Origin of the sequence: Streptomyces durbertensis, from assembly GCF_014156695.1 — a bacterium.
Taxonomy (GTDB): Bacteria; Actinomycetota; Actinomycetes; order Streptomycetales; family Streptomycetaceae; genus Streptomyces; species Streptomyces durbertensis.
This window is the reverse complement of record NZ_WMLF01000010.1, coordinates 1-21,062: the sequence shown is the minus strand read 5'-3', so window position 1 is coordinate 21,062 and position 21,062 is coordinate 1. Positions and strand designations below refer to the sequence as shown.

The following is a 21,062-nucleotide window of genomic DNA, read 5'->3' as shown; positions in this document are numbered from 1 at the left end:
GGTCGCGCGGCGTCTCTGCAGTTAAGTTTGGTCAGACCAAGCTTCGGTTAGACTGACGCTAGGAGGATCCATCCCGGCGGTCAAGAGGTGTGCGGCCTGTACCGCTCAACCGCTCAGATCAGGAGAGTGCCGTGTCCCAAGCTTCCGGCTGGCAGCAGCTCTCCCGAGCCCGCACCTACGAGCTTGTCCTCGACCAGGTCGAGGAGAAGATCGTCTCCGGTGAGCTACGCGTCGGAGACCGGCTACCACCCGAGCGGGACCTCGCCTCCGCGCTCGGCGTGAGCCGGCCCGCCGTCCGCGAGGCGCTGCGGGTCCTGGAGGCACAGGGCGTTCTGCGGCGTCCGCAAGTGGGCACGGGCCGTGACTCCGGCAGCATCATCGCGGGCACGCCCAGCATCGGCCTCAGCCGACTGCTGCGCATCCACGTCGCGCTGTCCAACTTCGACCTCGGCGAGATCGTCGAGGCCCGGATCACGATGGAGCGGGCCAGCGTGACCCTGGCCGCCTCCGACGCCACGCCCAAGGACCTGGCCCAGATGCGGTATCTCCTGGACCGGATGGACGACGAGTCCGTCACGCGGGAAGAGTTCAACGATCTCGACACCGAGTTCCACGTGGCTCTCGCCGAAGCGGCCGGGAACCGGCTGATCGCCACCATGACCACCGCCATCCGTGGTGCGATCCGGCACGACCTGCTCAACGTCTTCAGCCTGCTCACGGACTGGGAAACGGTGGCCGGCCGGCTCAGGGCGGACCACCGCCGCATCTACGAGGCGGTCGAGGCCGGTGACGGCAAGGCCGCGGCGGACCGAGTCGAGGAGCACATCCGTGGCTTCTACCAGGATGTCGCACTGAAGGCGCTCCGCTAGTCCGCACGGCCCTGGTGCCGGGGCGTTCCCGCGCACGGCGCGGTCGCGAAACACAGCGCGATCACCGGCCCGGATGACCGACCCGCGGGTTGTGCCGCCTGGCCGGAGGGCGGCGGCCCCGGCGACGGACGCGCTGGGGCAGCAGGCGCCCCTCGGGAAGTCACCGACTCTTTCGGACCCCGAAGCCCGAGGCGCGGTCGAGCTCGGCGGTCAGCCTTCCGTAGAGGGACATGAGGCCGTTCGTCAGCGCTCGGCGACTCCGCCCCCAGAGGAGCGATCAAATGACCACCCAGACCGCCGACTTCCTCCCACGTGTCTTCGGGGAGAATCAGTTCCAGTGGATCACTGTGAGGAGTCCCAAGTCGCCCGCAGCCATTGATCGAGGACTGCGAAGTCCTCGTCGGTGAGGCCGCGGGAGGACGCGATGCGGTGGAGGAGGGCCGGGGTGGGGTGGTGGGTGTGTACCCAGTCCTGATCGGCGTCGGTGATCTCGTCGTCGACCCAGACGAACGGGCGCATCGCATGGTTCGACGGCCTCCGCCAGGAAGAGCGGTCTGAGGTGTTGCTGTTCCTGCGTCATCACTGTGTCCAGGCGCGCGCCGTCACCGAGGACGCGCCGGAGTGGCTTTGTCCACGAGAACGGCAGCAGGTGTTCTCCACTTCGGGAGTCACCAGTACTTGGTGCTGTTTAGAAGAGGCCAGCGCGCATGTGGTGCGTGAGGTTCTCGAGGATCTCGCGCAGCCATGGGCTGCGGACGGTCGGCAGCCGGACCAGGGTGCGCCGGAACACTTCCGGGTCGGCCCGGAACAGGTGACGGGGGCGCGGCGCGGGCGGGTCGTAGTCGTCGCTGAGGGCGCCGACGGGTAGGACGCCCGACGTGGGGACGGGCAGGTCCGGCTCGGGGAAGGCCAGCCACAGCCACACGCCGAACGGCAGCGGCACCAGGTACGGTGCCGGGTCGGCCGGTGCCCAGGTCCTGCCTGTCTGAGGATGGGACGGCACGAGGAGTATGGAGGCGTCTCTGCTGCGGGTTGGCAGTCCCGGGCCGGCCAGGACGGCGCGCCGCGCCTGCGGGCCTGCGGGCAACAGGGCGTCGAGCGCGCGTTGGAAGACCTGCCCGATCAAGCCGTCCGGGACGATCACCGGTTGGCCCTCCGAAGCCGCCAGCAGGTGGGCGAGCGCCCGGCCGGCCGCCGCCTCCCACTGCGGGCTCCACGACCAGCAGTAGTTCGACCAGTGGCCCGCCGCCATCCGCGACCCCCATGTGGCGATCGGCTCAAACGGGGGCGTGCCCTTACCTTCGGCCATGAGCTCAGACCAGGAAAGCGGCGCAGCGCCAGCGTCGGCGACGGGAAGGCGGCGTACGGCGTTCGGGGCGAGCCACATCGCCTGCCAGAGCGAGCAGTCGTCGATCCGGGTCGCCACGGGCAGGGCACATGCCAGACAGGCCACGTTGGGGCCGTCGGCCCCGTCGAGGCCGCAGCAGTAACCGCCTCCGCGAGGTTCCGGGATCAGCACCGTACCGCTGGCGTCGCCCGGCGCGATGACGATCGCGCCGGGAGCACCGTCGGAGAGGGCGTAGACCGGCGCGTAGACACCACGGGCGGACGCTTCGTCACGGATCTCCTCCCACCTCCGCCACGGTGGCCCCCAGGGCTCCGGGTCCACGGCGAACGTGCCCGACTCCATGAGCACCGGGAGCTGGACCCCGTTCCCGTACTTCTGATGAGCGTGGGCCGGCAACGCGACCTGGGACATGGGGATGGTCAGCCTGGCCCCACAGCCAGCACACACGAAAACGAACAAGCATCCTCCGCAGGACAACAGGGGCATCGTCGCAGCACAGCGGCGGACCGGCCAACGTGTTTTCCATCCCCTGCGCGAGACCGTGCAACGCCACGGTGTGTAGCGTCACCTTCCGAATCCTCGCTACGCGGGGTGCCTCCCGAAGTGGTGAACATCTGCTGCCCGTTCTCGTGGACAAAGCCAGCAGCCGCCAGCAGGCCCAGCACCAAGGCCGTTGCGCGGGGGCGCGGTTCGACCCGCACGAACCGGCCCGACGCCCGTGGACGAGACGCGGTAGCGGACAGTGCGGCTGGCGCGGTCCGCAGCCGGCCGACGTCGATCCGCCGTGGTTCAGGCCGCCGTACGTCGCTGCGTGCCCACGATGATGTCCGGGCAACGCGTCGTGCTCACCAGGGACTTCAGCGCAGCCTCCGCCGACAGCACGCGTCCTCCACCTCCATCAACTCATCGCGCCGAGCGCTCAGGCACTCGTAGAAGTCGTCCCGGAAGCGTGACGCCTCCGCGAACTCCTCCCCCCGGACAGCGTCAGGCAGCAGACGTACCCTCACGGCCTTCGTCGTGGTCACGTGCACCTTGGTCGAGCAGAGGATCAGGCGAAGCCGTCCCCACCTCCGGCGAAGCCCCATGCGAGAGCGAATCCGGGGCGTGCGCGAGCGCCCCTGCCCAGGCGGGACAGAAGCAGTTGTGGATTGCTTCCCAGCTCCCGAAGATCGTTTGCCGCCTTTTCTGGGGGTAACCCTGTGGCGCGAGGCGAGTGGAGACCATATGTGCAGCTCAGCGCCGGTCCAGCTGAGACTATCGTGTGCAACACATGTGGCAATACTGCCGTTCGATGTGATCCGGCCTCAGCCCTTCAGGTCAGATCTCCTCTTCGGGGCCGACATGACGAAGGACCGTCTTGTACTCACCGGAGGCGACGAGTCCGTCGATGACTGCGGTCATAGACGCCACGCCCGGGTCGCGGACGATGAGGCCGTCCCAGTACCACCAGTAATCGCCTTCCGGGTCTCCTGCCTGGCGCTGGCGGTCCATGATGCGGTGTACCTCGTCGAGCGTGAACACAGTTCCGGACCAGCGTTCGCCGTCATCGCGGACGACCCACATGTCCACGTCGCAGACCTCGTCCAGGTCCTCTCCTGCTCCAGGTACGAAACAGATCTCGTATCCATCGCGTTTGACTCGATAGAAGGGCCCATCCCACATGCTCGCTTACTCCGTAACACTCGATCCTGCGCCGCCCTGAGAGGTGAAGGCCACGCTCAGGCAGGTTGATTCTGTGCTCTGGCCAGATCACGGTTGGCCGCCCTCGCGGCTTCGAGATCAGATCGAGTTTCCTCCAGCGAAGCGATGAACACGACCTCGTGGCCGTCATCGACGACCGTCCAATACCGCACGCCAGAGGGCAATCTGACAGGAAAGGCACGCAATGCAACTCCATGATCCGACGGTTGATGCAACAACCCGCCACAGAGCCGCACCCCTAGAGAACGATCTTCAGAAGATCAACATAGCCCTCCGGTGCAACGTCCCACCACACAGGATCAGCCCCCAGAGAACCCGCTGATGGGGCGGCGGTCACTCGATATGGAGTGGAGTCGGGGCGGCTACGCCAGGCAGAGTGGGACGGTGAGTGAACTGTGGGCACACAACATGACGTGGGCGGAAGTAGATCCTGCTCGACATCCGTTCGCGATGGACGCCGATGGGGCTGAGGAGTTGGCGCGCCTTGTCGCGCCCTGCTGCCCAGCGCTGAAGTCGCTCGCGAGGATGGTTGGCGATCGCTGGATCCCGTCACCGAGTTCCTGGCGGGCCGGTACGGCCGGTGGGCCTGCGGATGGAACTGGTCGGTCGGCGAGGGTGACGTCGACGGAGGCGTCGTCGAGGCGTGGTGCTGTTCATCCGACTCCGTGACGACCCCGGACGAGACAGCCCCGCTGGTTGTTGAGTCCCTTCGGGAATGGCGTGGCTGGCTGGAGGAACTGGAGGAACGGTTCGCGGCCCTGGCTCCGCCGGGGAACCCCCCGGTGTCCTCGGCGGACTACTGGTACTGGGAGCGAGCATGCACCCGCCTGGTCACCGTGGTGGCCGACCGCACCCAGGCCGAAAGCGGCTGGTACGGGCACTGCATGCAAGTCCTTCAGTGGCTCCTCGCCTACAGTGGCATCGACGAGGGCCAGGCCCAGGAGATTGTCACGAACGCGGTCGGCGGCCAGTTCGGCAGTTGGATCGCACCTGACGTTCCGGTGGTCGACGCCGTCAGCTCGCGGTTCGCCAGAGCCGTGGACGGCGTCAGATGACTTCCGGGCTCAGCGAACCGAAGGACAGCCTCGCCGACTGGCTGCTCATCCGGCCGGAGATCTCGTGGCCGTCCTGGCGTGGCGCATTCCTCGCCTCCGGAGCGCCGGCTCCTGACGGCTTCCGGGATTTCTTCGTGGCAACGCGAGGCAAACGGGACGGTGAGGGAGCCGCGCGCGTCATGACCGCCCTCGACGTGGCCTTCGCCGACGCGGAGCAGGGCAGGCCGCTGACGTTCGCCCTCATGGCGAAGTGGCAGCGGACTGTGCTGGGCCACGACTCCGCCGGTTTCCGTACGATGCCGGCCTTCGCGAAGGGCGGACGAGAGCGCTACGGCCTGACCGCCGACACCCAGGAGCGGTTTGAGCGCTGTCTGACCGAGAGCGCTCAACCGGATCTGCCACTCCCTTCACGCGCTGCCCGGGCCTACCTCGACGTTCTCTTCTTCCATCCGTTCGAGGACGGCAACGCGCGCGCGGCGATAGTGGCCTTGGCCTTCGTCCTGGCACGGGAGGGCGTCCGCCTCGACCAGGTTCACGCACTGCGGACTGCTCGCTGGGCCGACGACGCCGAGGGCGCGGCCGACCTCGCGGTGCTGCTCGGAATCCTGATCACCGCTGCGGAGCGGCGTCCGTACCACGAGAGGCAGCCATGAACGAACGCGACGTGCTGCTCAACGAGTTCGCGCAGGGACTGCGTCCGATGTCGGAGGGCATCGCATGGTTCGACGGCCTCCGCCAGGAAGAGCGGTCTGAGGTGTTGCTGTTCCTGCGTCATCACTGTGTCCAGGCGCGCGTCGTCGCCGAGGACGCGCCGGAGAGTATCCGCCGTGCGGGACTGCGCCCGACGCATACCCCCGCAGTGCTGATTTCGAGAGGTCGGATCGACGAGCAACAGGGAAAAGTCGCCGGTCTCGCGCCTCTCGACGAACGTCGCAAGGCGTTCCGGCTACTGATCGCGCTGCTCTCGATCGCCGACCGACGCCGCCGTGATCGCTTCTGCTCCGACGGATGCGGCCACTGGTGGCACCAGCTATCCCAGGTGAGTGACCCGTACCAAGGAGAGAAGGGCACCGCGAGGCCTCACCCGAGAGCCTGCGCTCGTGGAATCCGCTGACGACCTCCACTTCCCGGACGCGCTCGCCGCCGCCCTGACCGTCCCGTTCCTTTACGACGATGGTGACGGCGTCGACTTCGAGCCCTTCGCATGCTTTCTGTGCGCCGACGAGACCACCAGCTGGCTCCGTGCGTAGACCGGGAACGCGGAGCTGACAGGCGAGCGTTTCCGCGTCTTCGGACAGGACGGCACCGGAGGCTACGCGGCGATCTGGCTGCACCACCGGGACCGCGCCCTCGTCGAGCAGCCCATCGTGTTCCTCGGGTCCGAAGGGGAGACCGCCGTCCTCGCGCGAGACCTCAACGACTTCCTCTGGCTACTGGCCGACGGATACGGCCCACTCGAGGCAACCCCCTCGTTCACCACGTCCGAGCCCGAATGGGCTCCCCGCCCCCGCCCGGCACTGGTCGCCATAGCCCAACGCCACGCACCAGACGGTAGGCGGTCAGCCGCCGACGTGATCGCACTGGCCGCCCGGAAGTACCCCGACTTCGACGGCACGATCATGGCGCTCTGCCGCTGATCGCGTCATTGAGACTGTGTCTGCCCACGCCCACCTTCGTCAGCGTGTGGGGCGTGTGGCCGATGGCGCGGTTGGTGGCACTCGGCGAAGGGATGCCGCTCCCGCGTGGAGGGACACGTCGACGGGGCGAGGTGAGTTGGCCACCCCGGGTCGGTACCGCCCGTGCTACCAGATCCACATTCCGCCGAGGCCAGAAGCCCGGCCGCTCTCGTCGACGCCGACCATGTGGGCCGCCTCCGGGCTCCCGCTGGAATCGGAGTCCAACGGGATGACGAAGCGGTGCTCCCCGAAGTCCAGGGCGAGAATCCGATCCGGATCCAGTTCACAGCCGTCGACGGTCTTGCCGATGTAGCAGCGCATGAGCTCCAGGGACCCCGGTGCGGGGAAGCGCCACTCGCGGCCCCCGTACACTCCCACGGGGTCGCTCAAGGCCCGTAGAACCGGTCCGTCGAAGTGCAGTTCGACATAGTCGCGCACGAAGGACACGGCGCTGACCTCCAAGCCCATCAGCAGCTGGAGTGGCTCGTCCGGGTCGTTCGGAGTGTTCACAAGGCCATGCTGCCAGAAGTCTCCGCCCACTCCGTCGGGCGTCCGGTCGCGGCCGACTCGGAACCGGAACGGCCAACCACCGGTCGCCGCCACGCAGCCCCGTTCCAGCCTCATTCGGGCATGGGCACCAGTGCGCGAACCACGAGCTCGTGCTCCTGGCAACTCGGAGCAGAAACGAGGAAAGACAAGGAACAAGCTTCACGCGGTGATGCCGAGTTCGGTGCGTGTGCGGTGGAGGAAGTCGCGGACGGCCGGCTCGTGCCGCCAGGCAACCAGGGCGGTGTTGAACTCGCGGACGTAGTCCTTCGCTCGGGAGGACTGGACGCGGGCCAGGATGTCCACGGACCGGTTGCCCAACCGCAGGCCGTGGTCGAGGTCGCGTGCCTGGAGGTGGACGGTACCCACGATCGCCAGCCGCATCCCGACGGACCGGGTGAACACCCCCGACGGCATCGCGGCTGCCCGCTGGTTCCAGGCGAGGGCGGCTTTGGGATTCCTCAGGTCGCGGAAGACCTCGGCGGCGTCCGCGGAGAGGCGGGCGTGGTGGTAGAAGTCGATCCAGGCCGGCTCGTAACCGTTGTCGGCTTCCGCGCGTTCCAGGAGGCTCTCGGAGGTGGCCAGGGCATGTGAGGCCGCCTTCGCGTCTCTGTCACGGGCATGGGCACGGGCCTCGATCAGCTTGGTGAACGCCAGGACCCTGCGGGGCGCTTGTCCTTTGGCCCGCTCGAAGGCGCCCTGGGCCATGTCGACGGCCTCGGAGGCGAAGCCCCGCAGCAGGGACTGCATCGCCATCGTGGTCAACACGTAGCAGCCGAGCTGAACGTCCCCGCCAGCCCTGGCCAGGCGGAGGGCCTGAATGAAATGCCGCTGGGCGACATCGTGCTGACCGACGTCGAACGCGGTCCAGCCGGCCAGCCGGGACAGCTCGCTGGTCACGGAGAACAGATCCCGGCCCACCGCGTCGGTGAAGGTGCCCCGGAGCAGCGGGGCGGCCCTCTCCTGGAGGCAGGTGGTGACGGAGTTGGCCTTCCAGTTCCCGCCGCCGTACTTGGAGTCCCAGCGGCGGGCGTCCTCGGCCGCGTCGCGAAGTTCCTCCAGGTCGGTCCGGCCGACGTGCTGGCTGCCCTTGTGATCGGCGCCGCCGTCGGTGAGGGTGACAAGCCAGCGGGTTACGGGGGCTGTGAAGGCGGACACGGCGAAGCCGGATCCGGTCAGGAAGTCACGGCGTTTCACGGAACTCCAGAACGAAGTGGCCACTCGGACCGCCTCGGCACGGTCCCGGGGAAAATCCAACCCCACATCGGCGTCCGGTGTCTTGCTCTCCACCATCCCGATCTCGGCCAGGGCTACCGGGCGGCCGAGCCGCTCCGCCAAGGCATTGGCGATCAACCTCGGAACCGGCCACTTCGGCGTCATTCCGCGCCGGCACCAGTTGGCGACGGAGGTGTGTGAGTAGTCCGTCCCCAGCCCGGCGGCCTGCGCGAGCTGGTTGATGCGCAGAGCGAGCGCCTGCGCGAGCACGCTCCCGCCGGGGGCCAGATCGAGGTCGCCTGGAACCCGGAGTTCCTGCGCGAGTCGTTCGCCGTCGAGGACACCCTCCACCCCGACCGGCTCGTCCTCGGCTTCGACACGGCACACTCCTGGGCTGAGACACTGCTCAGGCAGGCATTCGGCAAGATCATCGAAGCGGGGACGCCGACGATCGTCACCGACTGGGCCACCGCCGAGCTTGCCAAGGGCGCCGCGAACTCCTTCCTCGCCGCCAAGATCTCCTTCGTCAACGCGATGGCCGAGGTCTGCGAGAAATCCGGAGCGAACGTCGTTGAGCTCGCCGCGATCCTCGGCCACGACATCCACATCGGCCGCCACGGGATGCGTCCAGGTGTCGGCTTCGGCGGCGGCTGTCTGCCCAAGGACATCCACGGCTTCATCGCCCGCGCCGACGAGCTCGATGCCAGCGAGGCCGTCGGTATCCTCCGCGAGGTCGACGCCGTCAACGGACGCCGTCGTCAGCGCGTCATCGACCTCGCCCGCGAAGCACTCGGCGTCGACCTGCGCGGCAAGCGGATCACCGTCTGGGGCGCCGCCTTCAAGCCCGAGACCGACGACATCCGAGACTCGCCCGCCCTGGCCGTCGCCCAGAGGCTTCACGACCTCGGGGCGACCGTGACCGTCACCGACCCCAAGGCCCTCGACAACGCCCGCAAACGCTTTCCCGAACTCGACTACGCCGAGGACCACATCGCCGCCGTCGAAGACGCTGACCTCCTCATCCACCTGACAGAGTGGCCGCAGTTCGCCCAGGTCGACCCTCGGCGGCTCGCCACCATTGCCCACAGCCCCAAGGTGATCGACGCACGCAGCGCCCTCGACATCGACCAGTGGCGCGACGCCGGCTGGACGGTCCGAACGCTCGGTCGCCTCTGAACCAGAAGCTTCCGGGGAGAGAGATACGGCCACGGCCACGGCCATAGCCATCGGCGCGGTCGACTTCATCATGGGAGCGGCTGCTCACCGCACGAACCCAAACCCCCTTGCGGGGCCGCGTTCGTGGAGTTCGCGACGCTCTGACGGGGGGCAGGGCTGTCGGCGGGCGTAGCCCACCGACAGCCCTGCGCACGTCCCAACGGGCGTCGGAGCTTGCATGCGTCCTGCGCCGCGTGGTGGCCGGCGGCGCTGACGCGGCCGTGGACGAGCCTGTTACGGCGTAGCTGAGGCTGGGCGGAGACCGTCTGGTTTCCGCTCGCTCATTCGGGGGATCGCCGTGAACCGGGGGAGTGCGTCTGCACGCCGGGGCCCTGAGGTGGGGGGAGTGGAACGATCTCCCGGTCGAAGAAGTCGTGGAAATCCTCACCGCTCTCGTACAGCGCGTCGAAACCGGTCGAGGTTTTCCGGATCAGTGATCGATCGGTGAAGCGGTTGGCTCCGTCCGCGTTTCCGTCGCGGTCGTAGACGACCTCGTACATGGCCACGTCTCCGAGAATCACCACTTCGGGAACCGGGCGGTTCTTCTCGATGTCGGAAATCCTGCGGGCGTCGAGCACTTTGATGTCGTCGCCGAGATCCACGCGTACCCGTAGGACAAAGAACTCCCACTGCACATACGGGGTGATCGGGAACTCCACGACGCGGAGGCGGCGGTGGGAAACGCCCAGCCGCGCCGCCCTCTGGAGTTCCTCCGCGTAGTCGTCGCGCCTCTGGTCGGCGAGGGCCAGCGCGCTTGGCCAGTCACCGGCGGCGAAGGCCTCCCAACTGTCGAAGCCCCGCTCCTTGAAGTGCTGCCCGCGTTCGAGCTTGTTCAGGAAGCCGATGCCGCTGTGGTAGACCCGCTTGAAGTCCGCGTGGTAGTTGGGGCGGTCCATGCGCTCGGACGCGCCGCTGGGGAAGGAGTCAAACACCGGGGATGTCCGGCTTCGCCGCGACGATCATGTTCCTCGGGATGACCACGAGTCGTTCGTCCGCTCCGATCGAGACCCCGTCGGGCAGGTTCGTGCCGAGTGACCGCGTGAGGTCCCGGCCGATGACGGCGATGTCCCCGTTCTCAAGTTCCCAGATATCGGGACAGTCGGGAGTGCCGGTTGTGTTCCCCAGTTCCTGGGGTGACTTTCCCAGACGTCTCTTGAAACCCGTGGTCGGATCGGCTTCCCATGGCCTGGTCATCGCCCTCGCCCCCTCGAACGTTCCGGTGGCGCTACGGTAGCAGTCGACACGGTGGTCTGACCATGCGTCAGGTTGGCCCTGTGGTGAAAATGGCGACGAAAAGGCGCCATCTTGTCTCGTACCGCTCAGGAGTGCGACGATATTGATCAGGAGGGGAGTCGGTTCGACGCATGGCGGGCGGTTGACGGACGCGGTGTCGGGAAACCGGATAAACGGGAGAATGGAGGGGTGTCCGTGGACCCGGAGGTGCTCGCACAGAGCGCAGGAGCCACCTTGGTCACGCTGATGGCAACCGACGCGTGGCAGCGCACCCGCGAGGGGCTCACACAGCTCTGGCGCCGGATGCAGCCGCAGCGCGCCGCGACCGTGGCCGCCGAGTTGGAGGCCAGCCGCGAGGACGTTCTGGTCGCCGTGGCGGCGAACGACCAGGAGACGATGCACGCGCTGCGTCTGCAGTGGGAGGGACTGGTACGGCGTCTGCTGGTCGCCCAGCCCGCCGCGGCCGAGGAACTGCGCAGACTGCTGGACGAGCTCGATCCCGGCGGCAGCGCCGCCCGGCAGGTCGCGCAGCAGGCCACCGCGTCCGGTCACGCGCGGGTCTACCAGGCGGGACGAGACCAGCACATCGCCGATCGATGACGGGAGCGATGGACGGTCACGCCGAGGACCGGGGGCGTGTCTACCAGGCGTCGGGCGACCAGCACATCAGCGAACACCACCATCACGTCGGCGGCACCGCCGGGCCCAGCAGCCCGGACTCGGTCCGCCTCCCGGCGGTCGGGCGGCCTCCGGCCGTGCTGCGCGACCGCGCCGAGGTGATGGAACGCCTGCGGGCAGGCGTCGAGGCGACACGCGGCGGCGAGGTCTACGTGCTGTACGGCATGGGCGGCTGCGGCAAGACGGCGGTCGCCTACGCCGCCTTCCAGGCGGCCACCGGCGAGTACGGCCGGGTGGGCCTGTGGGTCAACGCCTCCGACCGTGCGAACCTGCGCGCCGGCATGCTGGCCGTGGCAGCCGACCGGGGTGCGGACGACGGGGAGCTGCTGGCCGCCCGCACCGGGCTCCGTCCCGCGGCCGACCTCGTCTGGCGGTACCTCGACCGCTCCGCCGAGCCGTGGCTGCTGGTGCTCGACAACGCCGACGAGCCGGAGATCCTGCGGGACGGAAGCTGGCTGCGGTCCAGCCCGCGCGGCACCGTCGTGGTCACCACCCGCCGGGCAGCCGCCCGCTGGTGGCCGGGGGCCGAACTGCAGCACATCGGTGTACTGCCGCGTGCCGACGCCGCGCTTGTGCTGTGCGACCTCGCCCCGCACAGCGGTACCGCCGAGCACGCGGCGCAGATCGCGGACCGCCTCGGACGGCTGCCGCTCGCCCTCACCCTGGCAGGCGGGTTCCTCTCCCACCAGGTCCTCGACCCCTGGACGATGGAGGCGTACGGGCACCATCTCGACGAAGGCGAACGAGTCCAGCTCATCGACCGGGGAGCCGAGGCGCTGCCCGGTGCGGACCCACGGCACCTGGTCGGCCTCACCTGGCAGTTGACGCTCGACACGTTCGAGGCGCGCGGACTGCCCGAAGCGGCGGAACTGCTCAGACTGCTGGCCAGGTTCGCTCCCGAGCCACTGCCGCTGACCCTGCTCGACCACGCCGACATCAGCGGCGTCCTCCCCCGCGCCCGTACCGAGACCGCCCTGAGGGCGCTGCTCGACCAGTCGCTGACCGAACTGGTCGACGCCGGCGCGCGCTGCGTACAGAGCCACGGTGTACTGCTCGACAGCGTCTCGGCGGCGACGCCTGCGGAACGGACGCCGGTTCTCGACACGACCGCCGTCCGGCTGCTCGACGCGGCCGTCCCCGGCGTCCCCGACGCGGGTCCCGACGATCCGCGACTCCGTCTGCTCGTCCCCCACGCACTCGCCCTGCTGCGCCGCGTCGGCGAACCGTCGACCCTGGCCGACGCGCTGGCCGTCGTGACACGACTGTCGGTCGCCCTGCACCGCACCGGGGACTACCTGTCGGCATGGGAGACCTCCCGCACGGCCGCCGACGTCACGGAGCGGCGGCTCGGCGCGGAGCACCGTCTTGTACTGGCCGCCCGATCCCGGGCCGGCCGGGCGCTGTTTCGGCTGGGCAGGTACGCCGAGGCCGAGTCCTCGCTCCGCGACGTCCGTGCCGCCCAGGAGCGACTGTTCGGTGTCGACGACCCCGACACCCTGGACACCGGCTACGGCCTCCAGCTCGTGCTGGCGAACCTCGGCAGGCGCGAGGAGTCGCTCGCCCTCCTGCGCGCCACCGTCACCGGTCGCCGCAAGGCACTGGGCGCCGCGCATCCCCTGACCCTGCGCTCCCGCGCCAGTCTGCTGGAGATGCTGCCCGCCTCCCAGACGCTCACGGAGGAAGACGGCGCGCTGCTCCTGCTGCCGGCGGAATGCGCCCGGTTGCTCGGCCCCGATCACACCGTGACGCTCGGCGCCGCACACAACCACGCCTGGGCGCTGTACCTCCTGGGCCGGTTCGGCGAGGCCGACGAGGAGATGCGGCTTGTCACCGAGGGGTATGTGCGGCGCTTCGGGCCCGACTACCCGCTCGTGCTCGCGGCGCGGCAGCTTCACGCCCGAACCCGGACCGCGCTCGGCCACGTCGCCGAGGGGATCGAGCTGATGACCGACGTCGTCGCGAGGCGGGAACGCGGCCTGGGCCCCGAGCATCCCTTCACCGCCGCGAGCCGACGCCTCCTCGACGAGTTCCGCTCGGGGAAATGGCGCCCGCCGCGACCGCCCGGCGGGTGAACTAAGGGTGCCGGCCTGGAGATTGAGCCTGGCTGCTGAGCAGTACCGCAGGCGAGCCGTGCCGCGTGTCCGGCCCTCCCCCCGGCCTCCAAGTCCTCTTCCCCGCGACAGTGACTCGCACGCGGCCCGGCGGACTTCGCCGGCCGACCAGACGTTCTGCCTCCGGATCGAACGTTCCTGTGCGCTGCGGCGTCGTAGGGGTGACTGCCAGAAGGGGAGGGCACTGTTGTCGCGGACGAGAGCGGACAGCGGACGACCGGAGTTGCTGGACGCAGGCCAGGAGGAGCGGGTTCGTGTCGTACTCGCGTTCGGCGGGGTGCCGTACGCGGATCTGCAGGACGGAGTGCAGCAGGTCAGGTTGCGGTTACTGGAGCGGCTGGAGGGCGGCGGCGAGCCGCCACGGAACGTCTCCGCCTGGGCTGCGGTCGTGGCGTCGAACCTGGCGAGGGACTGGCACCGGTCCGTCCGCCGCCGCAGACGTCTGGAGGAGAGGCTCAGCGCTCTTCGGACCGTGGTGGGAGAAGGGGACGGCGGTGAGGAGGCTTGCGTGCGGGCCCTCGCGGTCGCTCGGGCGCTTGAGCGGCTGCCGGACGTGCAGCGGCAGGTGGTGGTGCTGCGGTTTCACGCAGACCTGTCGGTCCGGCAGATCGCGGGAGAGCTGGGCGTTCCCGAAGGAACGGTGAAGAGCAGACTGCACGCGGCGGTACGGAGCCTTCGTGCGGTGCTGCACGAGGTCGAGGCGGTGTGACGGTGGAACACAAGGACAACGGCGCGGCCCGCGAGAGTGGCTCCCGGTCTGTGGAAGATCCGCTGATGTACGTGCTCACGGACGAACCGGTGCCCGAGGAGAAGGTTCGCGATGCCGCCTTCATGCGGGACTACCGTGCAGCGGACGAGGACGTGGCCTTGCTGCGGGCGGATCTTGAGCGGATCGGCCAGGCCTTGTGCCGTGAGTCTGCCGCCCAAGATGTGGACGGGGGACGGACGGTGATCCCGGCAGGAGTGACGTCCCGGGTGCGCCGGCGGTGGGCGCTCGTGGTGGCCGCTGCGGTGGTGGCGAGCGCCGGGGTAGTCATCGCCGGTGAGGTACGCGGCGGCGGACAAGGTGAGGGGAACCCTCCGGGGGCTGCCCTGACCGAGGTGGGACAGCTGGCCTGCGCCGAGGTCGTGGCGGAGGGCACCGTCGTTGACACCGAGCCAGCCGGAGACTCGGTGAAGGTGACACTGGAGGTCGACCGCTACTACAAGCCTGACCGGGGAGAGCGGACGTACTCCTTCTCCGCGCCGCAGAGGGAGGCCGAAAGTTGGGTCGGTAGCAGGCTCCTCGTGTTGGTGCCACAGCCTGAAAGCGGGTCGGCGTCCGTGTTCAGGGAGGGTGAGCAGGCGCCCCCCGGCGCGGCGGCCGACGAACCGGCCGACGCCCTGGCGTGGGGCCGCGGGTTCGTAGCGAAGTGGCTGGGGGAGTCACTGGACAAGCCGTGCCCGGCCGACCACTGAGCTCAGTAGTGCAGTTGGTCCGGTGCCACGCCCCTTCTCGCATGGCGGCCCTGGCGGCGGGTCAGGCATTGTCGGGCGCTGCCGCGCACTCCTCCGCTTCGGCGAGGTACCGCGCCACCGGGCCCAGGGTCAGCAGGCCGCTGGCGGCGCCGGCGTGCTCCGCGCGGGCGTCGCGCAGGGCGGAGGCGGCGCGTGAGGCGGTTGCGCGCTCGCCGAGTGTCACGGCGGCGCGGGCGGTAAGGCACCAGAGGGCTTCCTGCATGTGGTCGCGCGGTGGTGCGGGTGCCGTGGCGAGAGCGGCGCGCGCTTCCTCGTCCCTGCCCTGGGCGAGCAGCACGAGGGGCCGTGCCCAGGTGGCGTACGGGCCCCAATCGAGCCGAGGGTCGGTGGGCGCGGCCCGGCCATGCAGCAGGCGGAGGCCGAGGAGGGCGAGGGGGAACAGGCCGCGGTGGAGGCCCGGCATGCCGGCCGGCCGCAGGGCGTCCTCGGCGGCCCGGAACTCCTCCGCGGCCGCCGCCGCGCTCGGCCCGCCGGGCTCGGTACTGAGAGCCGCCGTGACCCGGGCCCGGAACCACCCGGTGAGGACGGAGACGAGCCGCGCCTCGGTCGTGGCGGCAAGCTCTTCCGCCGCCACCGCGTGCGCGGTCGCGGCGTCGAGGTCGCCGAGAGCCGACGCCGACTGGAGGCGGACGAGCCGGCCGAGCACGGCGAAGTTGTGCAGGTCGTGCCGGGTGGCCAGGTCCAGGATCTCGGCACCGATCCGGTCGCGCACCGCCGCGAGTCCCGGCCGGTTGAACGACTGCAGGAACACTCCGTTGAGGGCGAACGCCAGCAGTGCCGGATCGGCAAGGTCCCGCGCCAGGGCCTCGGCCCGTTCCGCAGCCTGCCGGGCGCGCCGCGAAGCGGCCTCCGACAGGTCCGCGCTGCGGCTCTCCACGGCGATGGTGGCCAGGAGGCGGGCGGCCAGGTCGGCGGGGCGGTCGGGACCGAGTGCGGCGAGTGTGCGCTCGGCGGCCGCGACGACGGCGCGGGACTGCCCCGGGTCGTCGGCCCTGCTCCAGCTGGCGGGCACGTCGTAGGCGCCGATGATCCGGGCGGCGAGGGAGAGGTCTCCCGTGCGTTCCGCCGCCTGGATTGCGGCGAGGCGGTCGCGTCGTGAGTGGACGAGGGCGTCGCCGCCCGCCAGCGCGAGCGTGCGGGCAAGATCCACGGTCGTACGCGGGCCGAGCCGGGCGCGGGAACCGGTCCACGTGGTAGGTGCGCCCTCCGGGGGCACGGACCCGTTGAGGATGTCCGCCTCCAGCTTCTGGAGCGCGGCACCGGGGTCGAGACCGAGCTGGTCGACGAGCATCGTGCGGGCCCGGCGGAGAGCGGCAAGCGCGTCGGCCTGGCGGCCAGCGCGATGGAGCGCGCGGGCCAGCAGCTCCCAGGCCGGTTCCCGCCACGGATGCTCGCCGACGTGCGCACCCAGCTCGGCGACCAGACCCGCACCCCCGCCCTGGTCGAGGAGGACGCGGGCGCGCAGTTCCACCGCCTCCAGCCGCAACTCCTCCAGCCGGGTCCGCTCCCGCCGCGCCCACGCCGCGTCGGGCATGTCGGCGTAGGCGGGCCCGCGCCAGGCGGCGAGGGCCGCGCTGAGCTCGGTCACCGTGTCGGAACCGCGCCGGGTGCGGGCCAGCGCGTCCTCGAACCGGTGCACGTCCACGTTCTCGCGCGGCAGGCGCAGCGCGTAGCCGGGCCCTTCGGTGACCAGCACCCGTGGCGGTGTCCGGGGAGGGCGGTCGGGTTCGAGAGCCCGCCGCAGCGCGGCGACGAACGTCCGCAGCGCCCCCACGGCGCGGGCCGGCGGGTCGGTCCACAGGCCGTCGACGAGGGTGTCGGTGGTGACCATCCGCCCGTCGGCGGCGACGAGGCGGGCGAGCACCTCGCGATGGCGGGGGCCGCCGAGGCCGACGGGAGTGCCGTCGTCGTGGAAGGCCCGTATGGCACCGAGCACGTCGATCTGCATACCCCCATCCTGCGGGCGGTGTGGGCGGCCACGCCAAGCCGTACTGATCGGCTGCTGATCGACGTCACCCACGCTGACCCGGTCAGCCCCGAACCCCAGAGGACGGTTCTTCCATGACCCCCACCATCCCCGGCTTCGACCAGGTCCGCGTACCCGGTACGGACGGCGTGGAGCTGTCCGCCGCCGTCGGCGGCAGCGGCAGCCCGGTCGTGCTGCTGCACGGCTTCCCCCAGACCCACCTGATGTGGCGGCACGTCGCCGAGCGCCTCGCCGGCGAGCACACGGTGATCTGCCCCGACCTGCGCGGCTACGGGGCCAGCGACAAGCCGGCGGCCACCACACCCGACGTCTACGCCAAGCGCACCATGGCCGCCGACGTCGTGACCATGGCGGCCGCGCTCGGCCACGAGCGCTTTGCCCTCGTCGGCCACGACCGGGGAGCCCTCGTCGCCTTCCGCGCCGGGCTCGACCACCCCGACACCGTCACCCACCTGGGCATCCTCGACATCGTGCCGACACTCGACATGTGGAACGTCCTGCACGGCACCTCGGCGGCGGTCGGCTACCACCTCTTCCTCATGGCGCAGCCGCCCGGCCTGCCGGAAACCATGATCACCAACAGTGCGGACGCGTTCTTCGGCTCGTTCCTCGATGCCTGGGCGAACGACTCGGCCGCCATCCCTCCGGCGGTACGCGCCGAGTACCTGCGGGCGAGCGCGGCCGCCGTCACCTCGATCGTCGCGGACTACCGCGCGTCGGCCGGCATCGACGTGACGCACGACCAGGCGGACCTGGACGCCGGGTCGCAGCTCGCCATGCCCGTGACGGTCGTCCAGCAGGACTGGGGCGCCCAACTCGGCTATGACGCCGCCGAGGTCTGGAAGGCGTGGGCCCCGGACCTGGACCACCGGCTGACCCGAGCAGGTCATTTCGTGGCCGAGGAAGCCCCCGACGAGATCACGACGGCGATCCAGAGCCTGCTCACCCGTTGAGGCCCTGTCCAGGGTTCTCCTCGCGATCTGACGCAGGCGGTAGGACATGCCTGAACAACTCTTGGTCGCTGTGGCTCAGAAGGCCTCGGCCGCCCTGGGGAAGCAGCAAACGCCGGTTTAGGGGGAACGGTCGGGCGGCAGCCTTGACGGGGGCTCAGTCGTTCGCGGCGGCATGGAACGGGTCTCCTCTCTGCGGAAGCAGCTCCCCGATCCGTGTGTCCGGCCGGCGAGTAAACCCGCTCGTGATGCCAACGGAGACCGTGCCAACATGTACCGCATGACGATGAACCGAAAGGCCGATGCCGCGTAGACGGCTGGCACAGATCCGCGCTGGCGCCCCGGGCAGCCACCGGACAACAAATCCAAGGCGAGTCATCGACGGCCTGTCCTCCCGGGCACACTCCGAGATCGCCCGTCTTGAGCGCACCCGGAACTATCTGCTGCCAGGCGACGTCGGTGCGGCCGTGGACCTGTGGAAGAGCTACGTCCAGCAGCCCGAGCGGACTCTGTGGCACGACTACGAGTGGGGCAACGTGGATTGGTACTGCTGCGGCGACCGCCTGGCAGCGAGAGCCCTTCTCGACACTGTGACGCAGGCCCTGTCACGCCGAAGCGCTCGGGAACTCCGAGAGATCGTCAGCCGGTCGGACGCGGTCTGGCGTCTTCCTTTCCTGCCCTGCCACGCGGACAGAAGATAGCCGACAGTTCAAACGGTCCACATCCCCCCGGTTCTCCCGGGAGGCTGTTGAGCGGTGTGGGGTTGGAGCGCACCACTGACGCCGGGGCGATCCGGTTCGTGGGTGGCGGTGGGCCGACCACCGCCGCACACTCGGACGGCGAGCAGGACGGGCTCCGGATCGCGGGGCCCGTCCCGCTCGGTTGCGCTGGGGTGAGGGTGTCACGCCTCGCGGGAGCCCTCGTACATGGTCCTGATGGCGTCGGCGTACTCGCGTTCGACGACGGGGCGTTTGACCTTGAGGCTCGGGGTGAGTTCGCCGTGTTCCACGTCGAGGTCGCGGGGGAGGAGGGAGAACTTCTTGATGGTCTGCCACCGTTGCAGGTCGCCGTTGACGCGCTGGACGAAGCCGTCGACCAGCTCGTGGACCTGCGGTGAGGAGACGACTTCCGCGTAGTCGCGGCCGCTGAGGCCGTGTGTTTCCGCCCAGGGCATGATGGCCGTCTCGTCGAGGGCGATCAGGGCGGTGCAGTAGTTGCGGCCGTCGCCGATGACCAGGACGTTGCTGACGAACGGGCAGACGGCTTTGAAGCGGCCCTCGATCTCGGTGGGGGCGACGTACTTGCCGCCGGAGGTCTTGAAGAGGTCCTTCTTGCGGTCGGTGATCCGGATGAAGCCGTCGTTGTCGATCTCGCCGATGTCTCCGGTGTGGAACCAGCCGTCGCCGGTCAGGACCTCGGCGGTCTTCTCCGGGAGGTTGTGGTAGCCGCGCATGATCCCGGGGCCCTTGAGCAGGATCTCGCCGTCCTCGGCGACGCGGACCTCGTTTCCGGGGAGGGCCTTGCCGACGGTGCCGACGCGGAGGTCGTCGGCGGGGTTGACGGTGCAGGCGGCGCTGGTCTCGGTCAGACCGTAGCCTTCGAGCACGGGCACGCCGGCGCCGGCGAAGAAGTAGCCGATCTCGGGGGCGAGGGCGGCGCTGCCGGAGACGCTGCCGCGCAGGTTGCCGCCGAAAGCGGCGCGGATCTTGCGGTACACGAGCCGGTCGGCCACGGCGTGTTGCGCGGTGAGCCACGGCGGGATCCCGCCGCGCGTGGAACCCGTCGCGAGGTCGTGTCGCGCCTTGGCGTGGTCGCGGGCCACCTTCGCCGCCCAGAGGAAGATCTTGTACTTGGCGCCGCCCTCGGCCCGCGCCTTGCTCGCGATGCCGTTGTAGACCTTCTCGAAGATCCGGGGCGCCGACGCCATCACCGTGGGCCGGACGGCCGGCAGGTTGGTGATGATGCGGTCGACGCGTCCGTCCACGGCCATCACGTGTCCGGTCCTGATCTGGCCGGAGATCAGGGCCTTGCCGAAGACGTGGGACAGCGGCAGCCAGAGGAACTGCACGTCGTCGGGGCGCAGCAGCCCGCTGACCTCCTGGGCGACGCCCTGGTACGACCAGCAGTCGTGCACCAGGCGCACGCCTTTGGGGCGGCCGGTCGTGCCGGAGGTGTAGATGAGGGTGGCGAGGTGTTCCCGTTCGATGGCTGCCACCGCCGCCTCGACCGCGTCGGGACGCTCGGCCAGGTACGCGGCGCCGCGCTCCTCCAGTTCGGCGAGGGACAGGACTTCGAGACCCGCGGCGGGCGGGGTGTCCGCCGGGGAGTCGAAGAGGATCGCGTGGTCGAGTCCGGGCAGGCGGTCGGCGTGGGCGGCGACCTTCGCCAGCTGCTCGACGTTCTCGACGAAGATCGCCCGGCTGCCGGAGTCGGCGAGGATGTACGCCGTCTCCTCGGCGTTGGTGCTGGGGTAGACGGCGGTGGCGGCGGCGCCCGCGCACATGACGCCCAGGTCGGCGAGGATCCACTCCACGCGGGTCGCGGAGGAGATCGCCACCCGCTCCTCGGGCCGCACCCCGAGCGAGAGCAGTCCGGCCGCGATCAGCCTGACCCGCTCGCCGGTCTGCTCCCAGGTCAGCGACTGCCACTGCTCGGTGCCGGAGGAGGAGGCGTCGCCGGCGCCGGCGGGCGCCGGGTAGCGGTAGGCGACATGGGAGGGTGTGCTCCGGATCCTCGAGAAGAAGAGGTGCGCCACGGAGACGGGGCGGTTTTCAAGAAGCGACTGCGGGGAACTCACATCGACCTCCGGGCCGGGGCGGCGTTCGGGCCCACCCGAGTGTGCCGCCGGCTCCCCGTGGCGCGTAGGGGCAGGCGGAAGGCTCAGTAGAACTACGCAATCTCTGCGACGCTGGGGCGGTGAGAGGACAATCGGGGCGGGTGTCGGTGCCGGTGTTGTTACG

Annotated in this window: 20 protein-coding genes and 1 pseudogene; 11 read left to right on the top strand and 10 right to left on the bottom strand. The window is 69.9% G+C overall.

The features are described from left to right. Window positions 1–131 precede the first annotated feature (131 nt). Complete coding sequence (locus GL263_RS28990; RefSeq protein WP_182853677.1) at window positions 132–869, top strand: FadR/GntR family transcriptional regulator; 738 nt, start codon at window positions 132–134, stop codon at window positions 867–869. Window positions 870–1,211: 342 nt separating this feature from the next. Here GL263_RS28990 and GL263_RS01485 read toward each other — a convergent pair whose 3' ends face one another. From GL263_RS01485 to GL263_RS01470, 4 genes are all read right to left on the bottom strand, one after another. Further along, window positions 1,212–1,388, bottom strand: coding sequence for a hypothetical protein (locus GL263_RS01485; RefSeq protein WP_182853696.1), 177 nt, complete (start codon window positions 1,386–1,388; stop codon window positions 1,212–1,214). Between the two features lie 169 nt (window positions 1,389–1,557). Further along, window positions 1,558–2,676 (bottom strand): hypothetical protein, encoded by a 1,119-nt coding sequence (locus GL263_RS01480; protein ID WP_182853694.1) that lies wholly within the window; start codon window positions 2,674–2,676, stop codon window positions 1,558–1,560. 398 nt (window positions 2,677–3,074) lie between these two features. Further along, window positions 3,075–3,242, bottom strand: a complete 168-nt coding sequence (locus GL263_RS01475; RefSeq protein WP_182853676.1) for a hypothetical protein — start codon at window positions 3,240–3,242, stop codon at window positions 3,075–3,077. Between the two features lie 292 nt (window positions 3,243–3,534). Next, the gene (locus tag GL263_RS01470) at window positions 3,535–3,879 is read right to left on the bottom strand and encodes a hypothetical protein (RefSeq protein WP_182853675.1); all 345 of its coding nucleotides are present in this window, start codon (window positions 3,877–3,879) and stop codon (window positions 3,535–3,537) included. 704 nt (window positions 3,880–4,583) lie between these two features. Between GL263_RS01470 and GL263_RS28100 the strand changes: the two genes are divergently transcribed. The 4 genes and pseudogenes from GL263_RS28100 (at window position 4,584) to GL263_RS01450 (ending at window position 6,610) form a co-directional block, all read left to right on the top strand. Next, entirely contained in the window at window positions 4,584–4,973 is a 390-nt protein-coding gene (locus GL263_RS28100; RefSeq protein WP_228456003.1) for a hypothetical protein, read from the top strand. A 179-nt stretch (window positions 4,974–5,152) separates the two neighbouring features. After that, the gene (locus tag GL263_RS01460; protein ID WP_194377017.1) at window positions 5,153–5,626 is read left to right on the top strand and encodes a Fic family protein; all 474 of its coding nucleotides are present in this window, start codon (window positions 5,153–5,155) and stop codon (window positions 5,624–5,626) included. After that, on the top strand, window positions 5,623–6,087 hold the full coding sequence (locus GL263_RS01455) for a DUF5958 family protein (protein ID WP_228456002.1): 465 nt from the start codon (window positions 5,623–5,625) through the stop codon (window positions 6,085–6,087). Before GL263_RS01460 ends, GL263_RS01455 begins: the two co-directional genes overlap by 4 nt. Next, window positions 6,074–6,610: pseudogene (locus GL263_RS01450) on the top strand (SMI1/KNR4 family protein). The gene GL263_RS01455 and the pseudogene GL263_RS01450 overlap by 14 nt, the downstream one beginning before the upstream one ends. Before the next feature lie 165 nt (window positions 6,611–6,775). On the opposite strand, the gene GL263_RS01445 reads toward GL263_RS01450, so the two are convergent. Together GL263_RS01445 and GL263_RS01440 are read right to left on the bottom strand one after the other, a co-directional pair. Next, window positions 6,776–7,159 carry a hypothetical protein gene (locus tag GL263_RS01445; RefSeq protein ID WP_182853674.1) on the bottom strand — a complete coding sequence of 128 codons (384 nt, stop codon included), beginning with the start codon at window positions 7,157–7,159 and terminating at the stop codon, window positions 6,776–6,778. Between the two features lie 198 nt (window positions 7,160–7,357). Next, window positions 7,358–8,797, bottom strand: a complete 1,440-nt coding sequence (locus tag GL263_RS01440; protein ID WP_323379200.1) for an NsdA family TPR-like regulatory protein — start codon at window positions 8,795–8,797, stop codon at window positions 7,358–7,360. Between GL263_RS01440 and GL263_RS01435 the strand changes: the two genes are divergently transcribed. Next, window positions 8,699–9,586 (top strand): UDP-glucose dehydrogenase family protein, encoded by an 888-nt coding sequence (locus GL263_RS01435; RefSeq protein WP_323379202.1) that lies wholly within the window; start codon window positions 8,699–8,701, stop codon window positions 9,584–9,586. The two genes, GL263_RS01440 and GL263_RS01435, sit on opposite strands and share 99 nt — an antisense overlap. Before the next feature lie 320 nt (window positions 9,587–9,906). Here GL263_RS01435 and GL263_RS01430 read toward each other — a convergent pair whose 3' ends face one another. Both GL263_RS01430 and GL263_RS01425 read right to left on the bottom strand, forming a co-directional pair. Beyond that, entirely contained in the window at window positions 9,907–10,557 is a 651-nt protein-coding gene (locus GL263_RS01430) for a DUF6879 family protein (protein ID WP_182853673.1), read from the bottom strand. Continuing rightward, entirely contained in the window at window positions 10,550–10,819 is a 270-nt protein-coding gene (locus GL263_RS01425; RefSeq protein WP_182853672.1) for a hypothetical protein, read from the bottom strand. Before GL263_RS01425 ends, GL263_RS01430 begins: the two co-directional genes overlap by 8 nt. A 234-nt stretch (window positions 10,820–11,053) precedes the next feature. On the opposite strand from GL263_RS01425, the gene GL263_RS01420 reads away from it, so the two are divergent. The 4 genes from GL263_RS01420 (at window position 11,054) to GL263_RS01405 (ending at window position 15,105) form a co-directional block, all read left to right on the top strand. Next, entirely contained in the window at window positions 11,054–11,458 is a 405-nt protein-coding gene (locus tag GL263_RS01420; RefSeq protein ID WP_182853690.1) for a hypothetical protein, read from the top strand. Further along, a complete protein-coding gene (locus GL263_RS01415; protein ID WP_182853671.1) occupies window positions 11,455–13,608 on the top strand; it encodes a tetratricopeptide repeat protein in 2,154 nt (717 codons plus the stop codon). The genes GL263_RS01420 and GL263_RS01415 overlap by 4 nt, the downstream gene beginning before the upstream one ends. Before the next feature lie 223 nt (window positions 13,609–13,831). Continuing rightward, the gene (locus tag GL263_RS01410) at window positions 13,832–14,356 is read left to right on the top strand and encodes a sigma-70 family RNA polymerase sigma factor (RefSeq protein ID WP_182853689.1); all 525 of its coding nucleotides are present in this window, start codon (window positions 13,832–13,834) and stop codon (window positions 14,354–14,356) included. A 2-nt stretch (window positions 14,357–14,358) separates the two neighbouring features. Further along, window positions 14,359–15,105: a hypothetical protein gene (locus tag GL263_RS01405; RefSeq protein ID WP_182853670.1), complete on the top strand. Its 747-nt coding sequence runs from the start codon at window positions 14,359–14,361 to the stop codon at window positions 15,103–15,105. A gap of 61 nt (window positions 15,106–15,166) precedes the next feature. Here GL263_RS01405 and GL263_RS01400 read toward each other — a convergent pair whose 3' ends face one another. Beyond that, window positions 15,167–17,113, bottom strand: a complete 1,947-nt coding sequence (locus GL263_RS01400; protein WP_182853669.1) for an AfsR/SARP family transcriptional regulator — start codon at window positions 17,111–17,113, stop codon at window positions 15,167–15,169. A 113-nt stretch (window positions 17,114–17,226) separates the two neighbouring features. Between GL263_RS01400 and GL263_RS01395 the strand changes: the two genes are divergently transcribed. Continuing rightward, on the top strand, window positions 17,227–18,105 hold the full coding sequence (locus GL263_RS01395) for an alpha/beta fold hydrolase (protein ID WP_182853668.1): 879 nt from the start codon (window positions 17,227–17,229) through the stop codon (window positions 18,103–18,105). A gap of 898 nt (window positions 18,106–19,003) precedes the next feature. Here the strand turns inward: GL263_RS01395 and GL263_RS01390 are convergent. Then, a complete protein-coding gene (locus GL263_RS01390) occupies window positions 19,004–20,899 on the bottom strand; it encodes an AMP-dependent synthetase/ligase (protein ID WP_182853667.1) in 1,896 nt (631 codons plus the stop codon). Window positions 20,900–21,062: the final 163 nt, after the last annotated feature.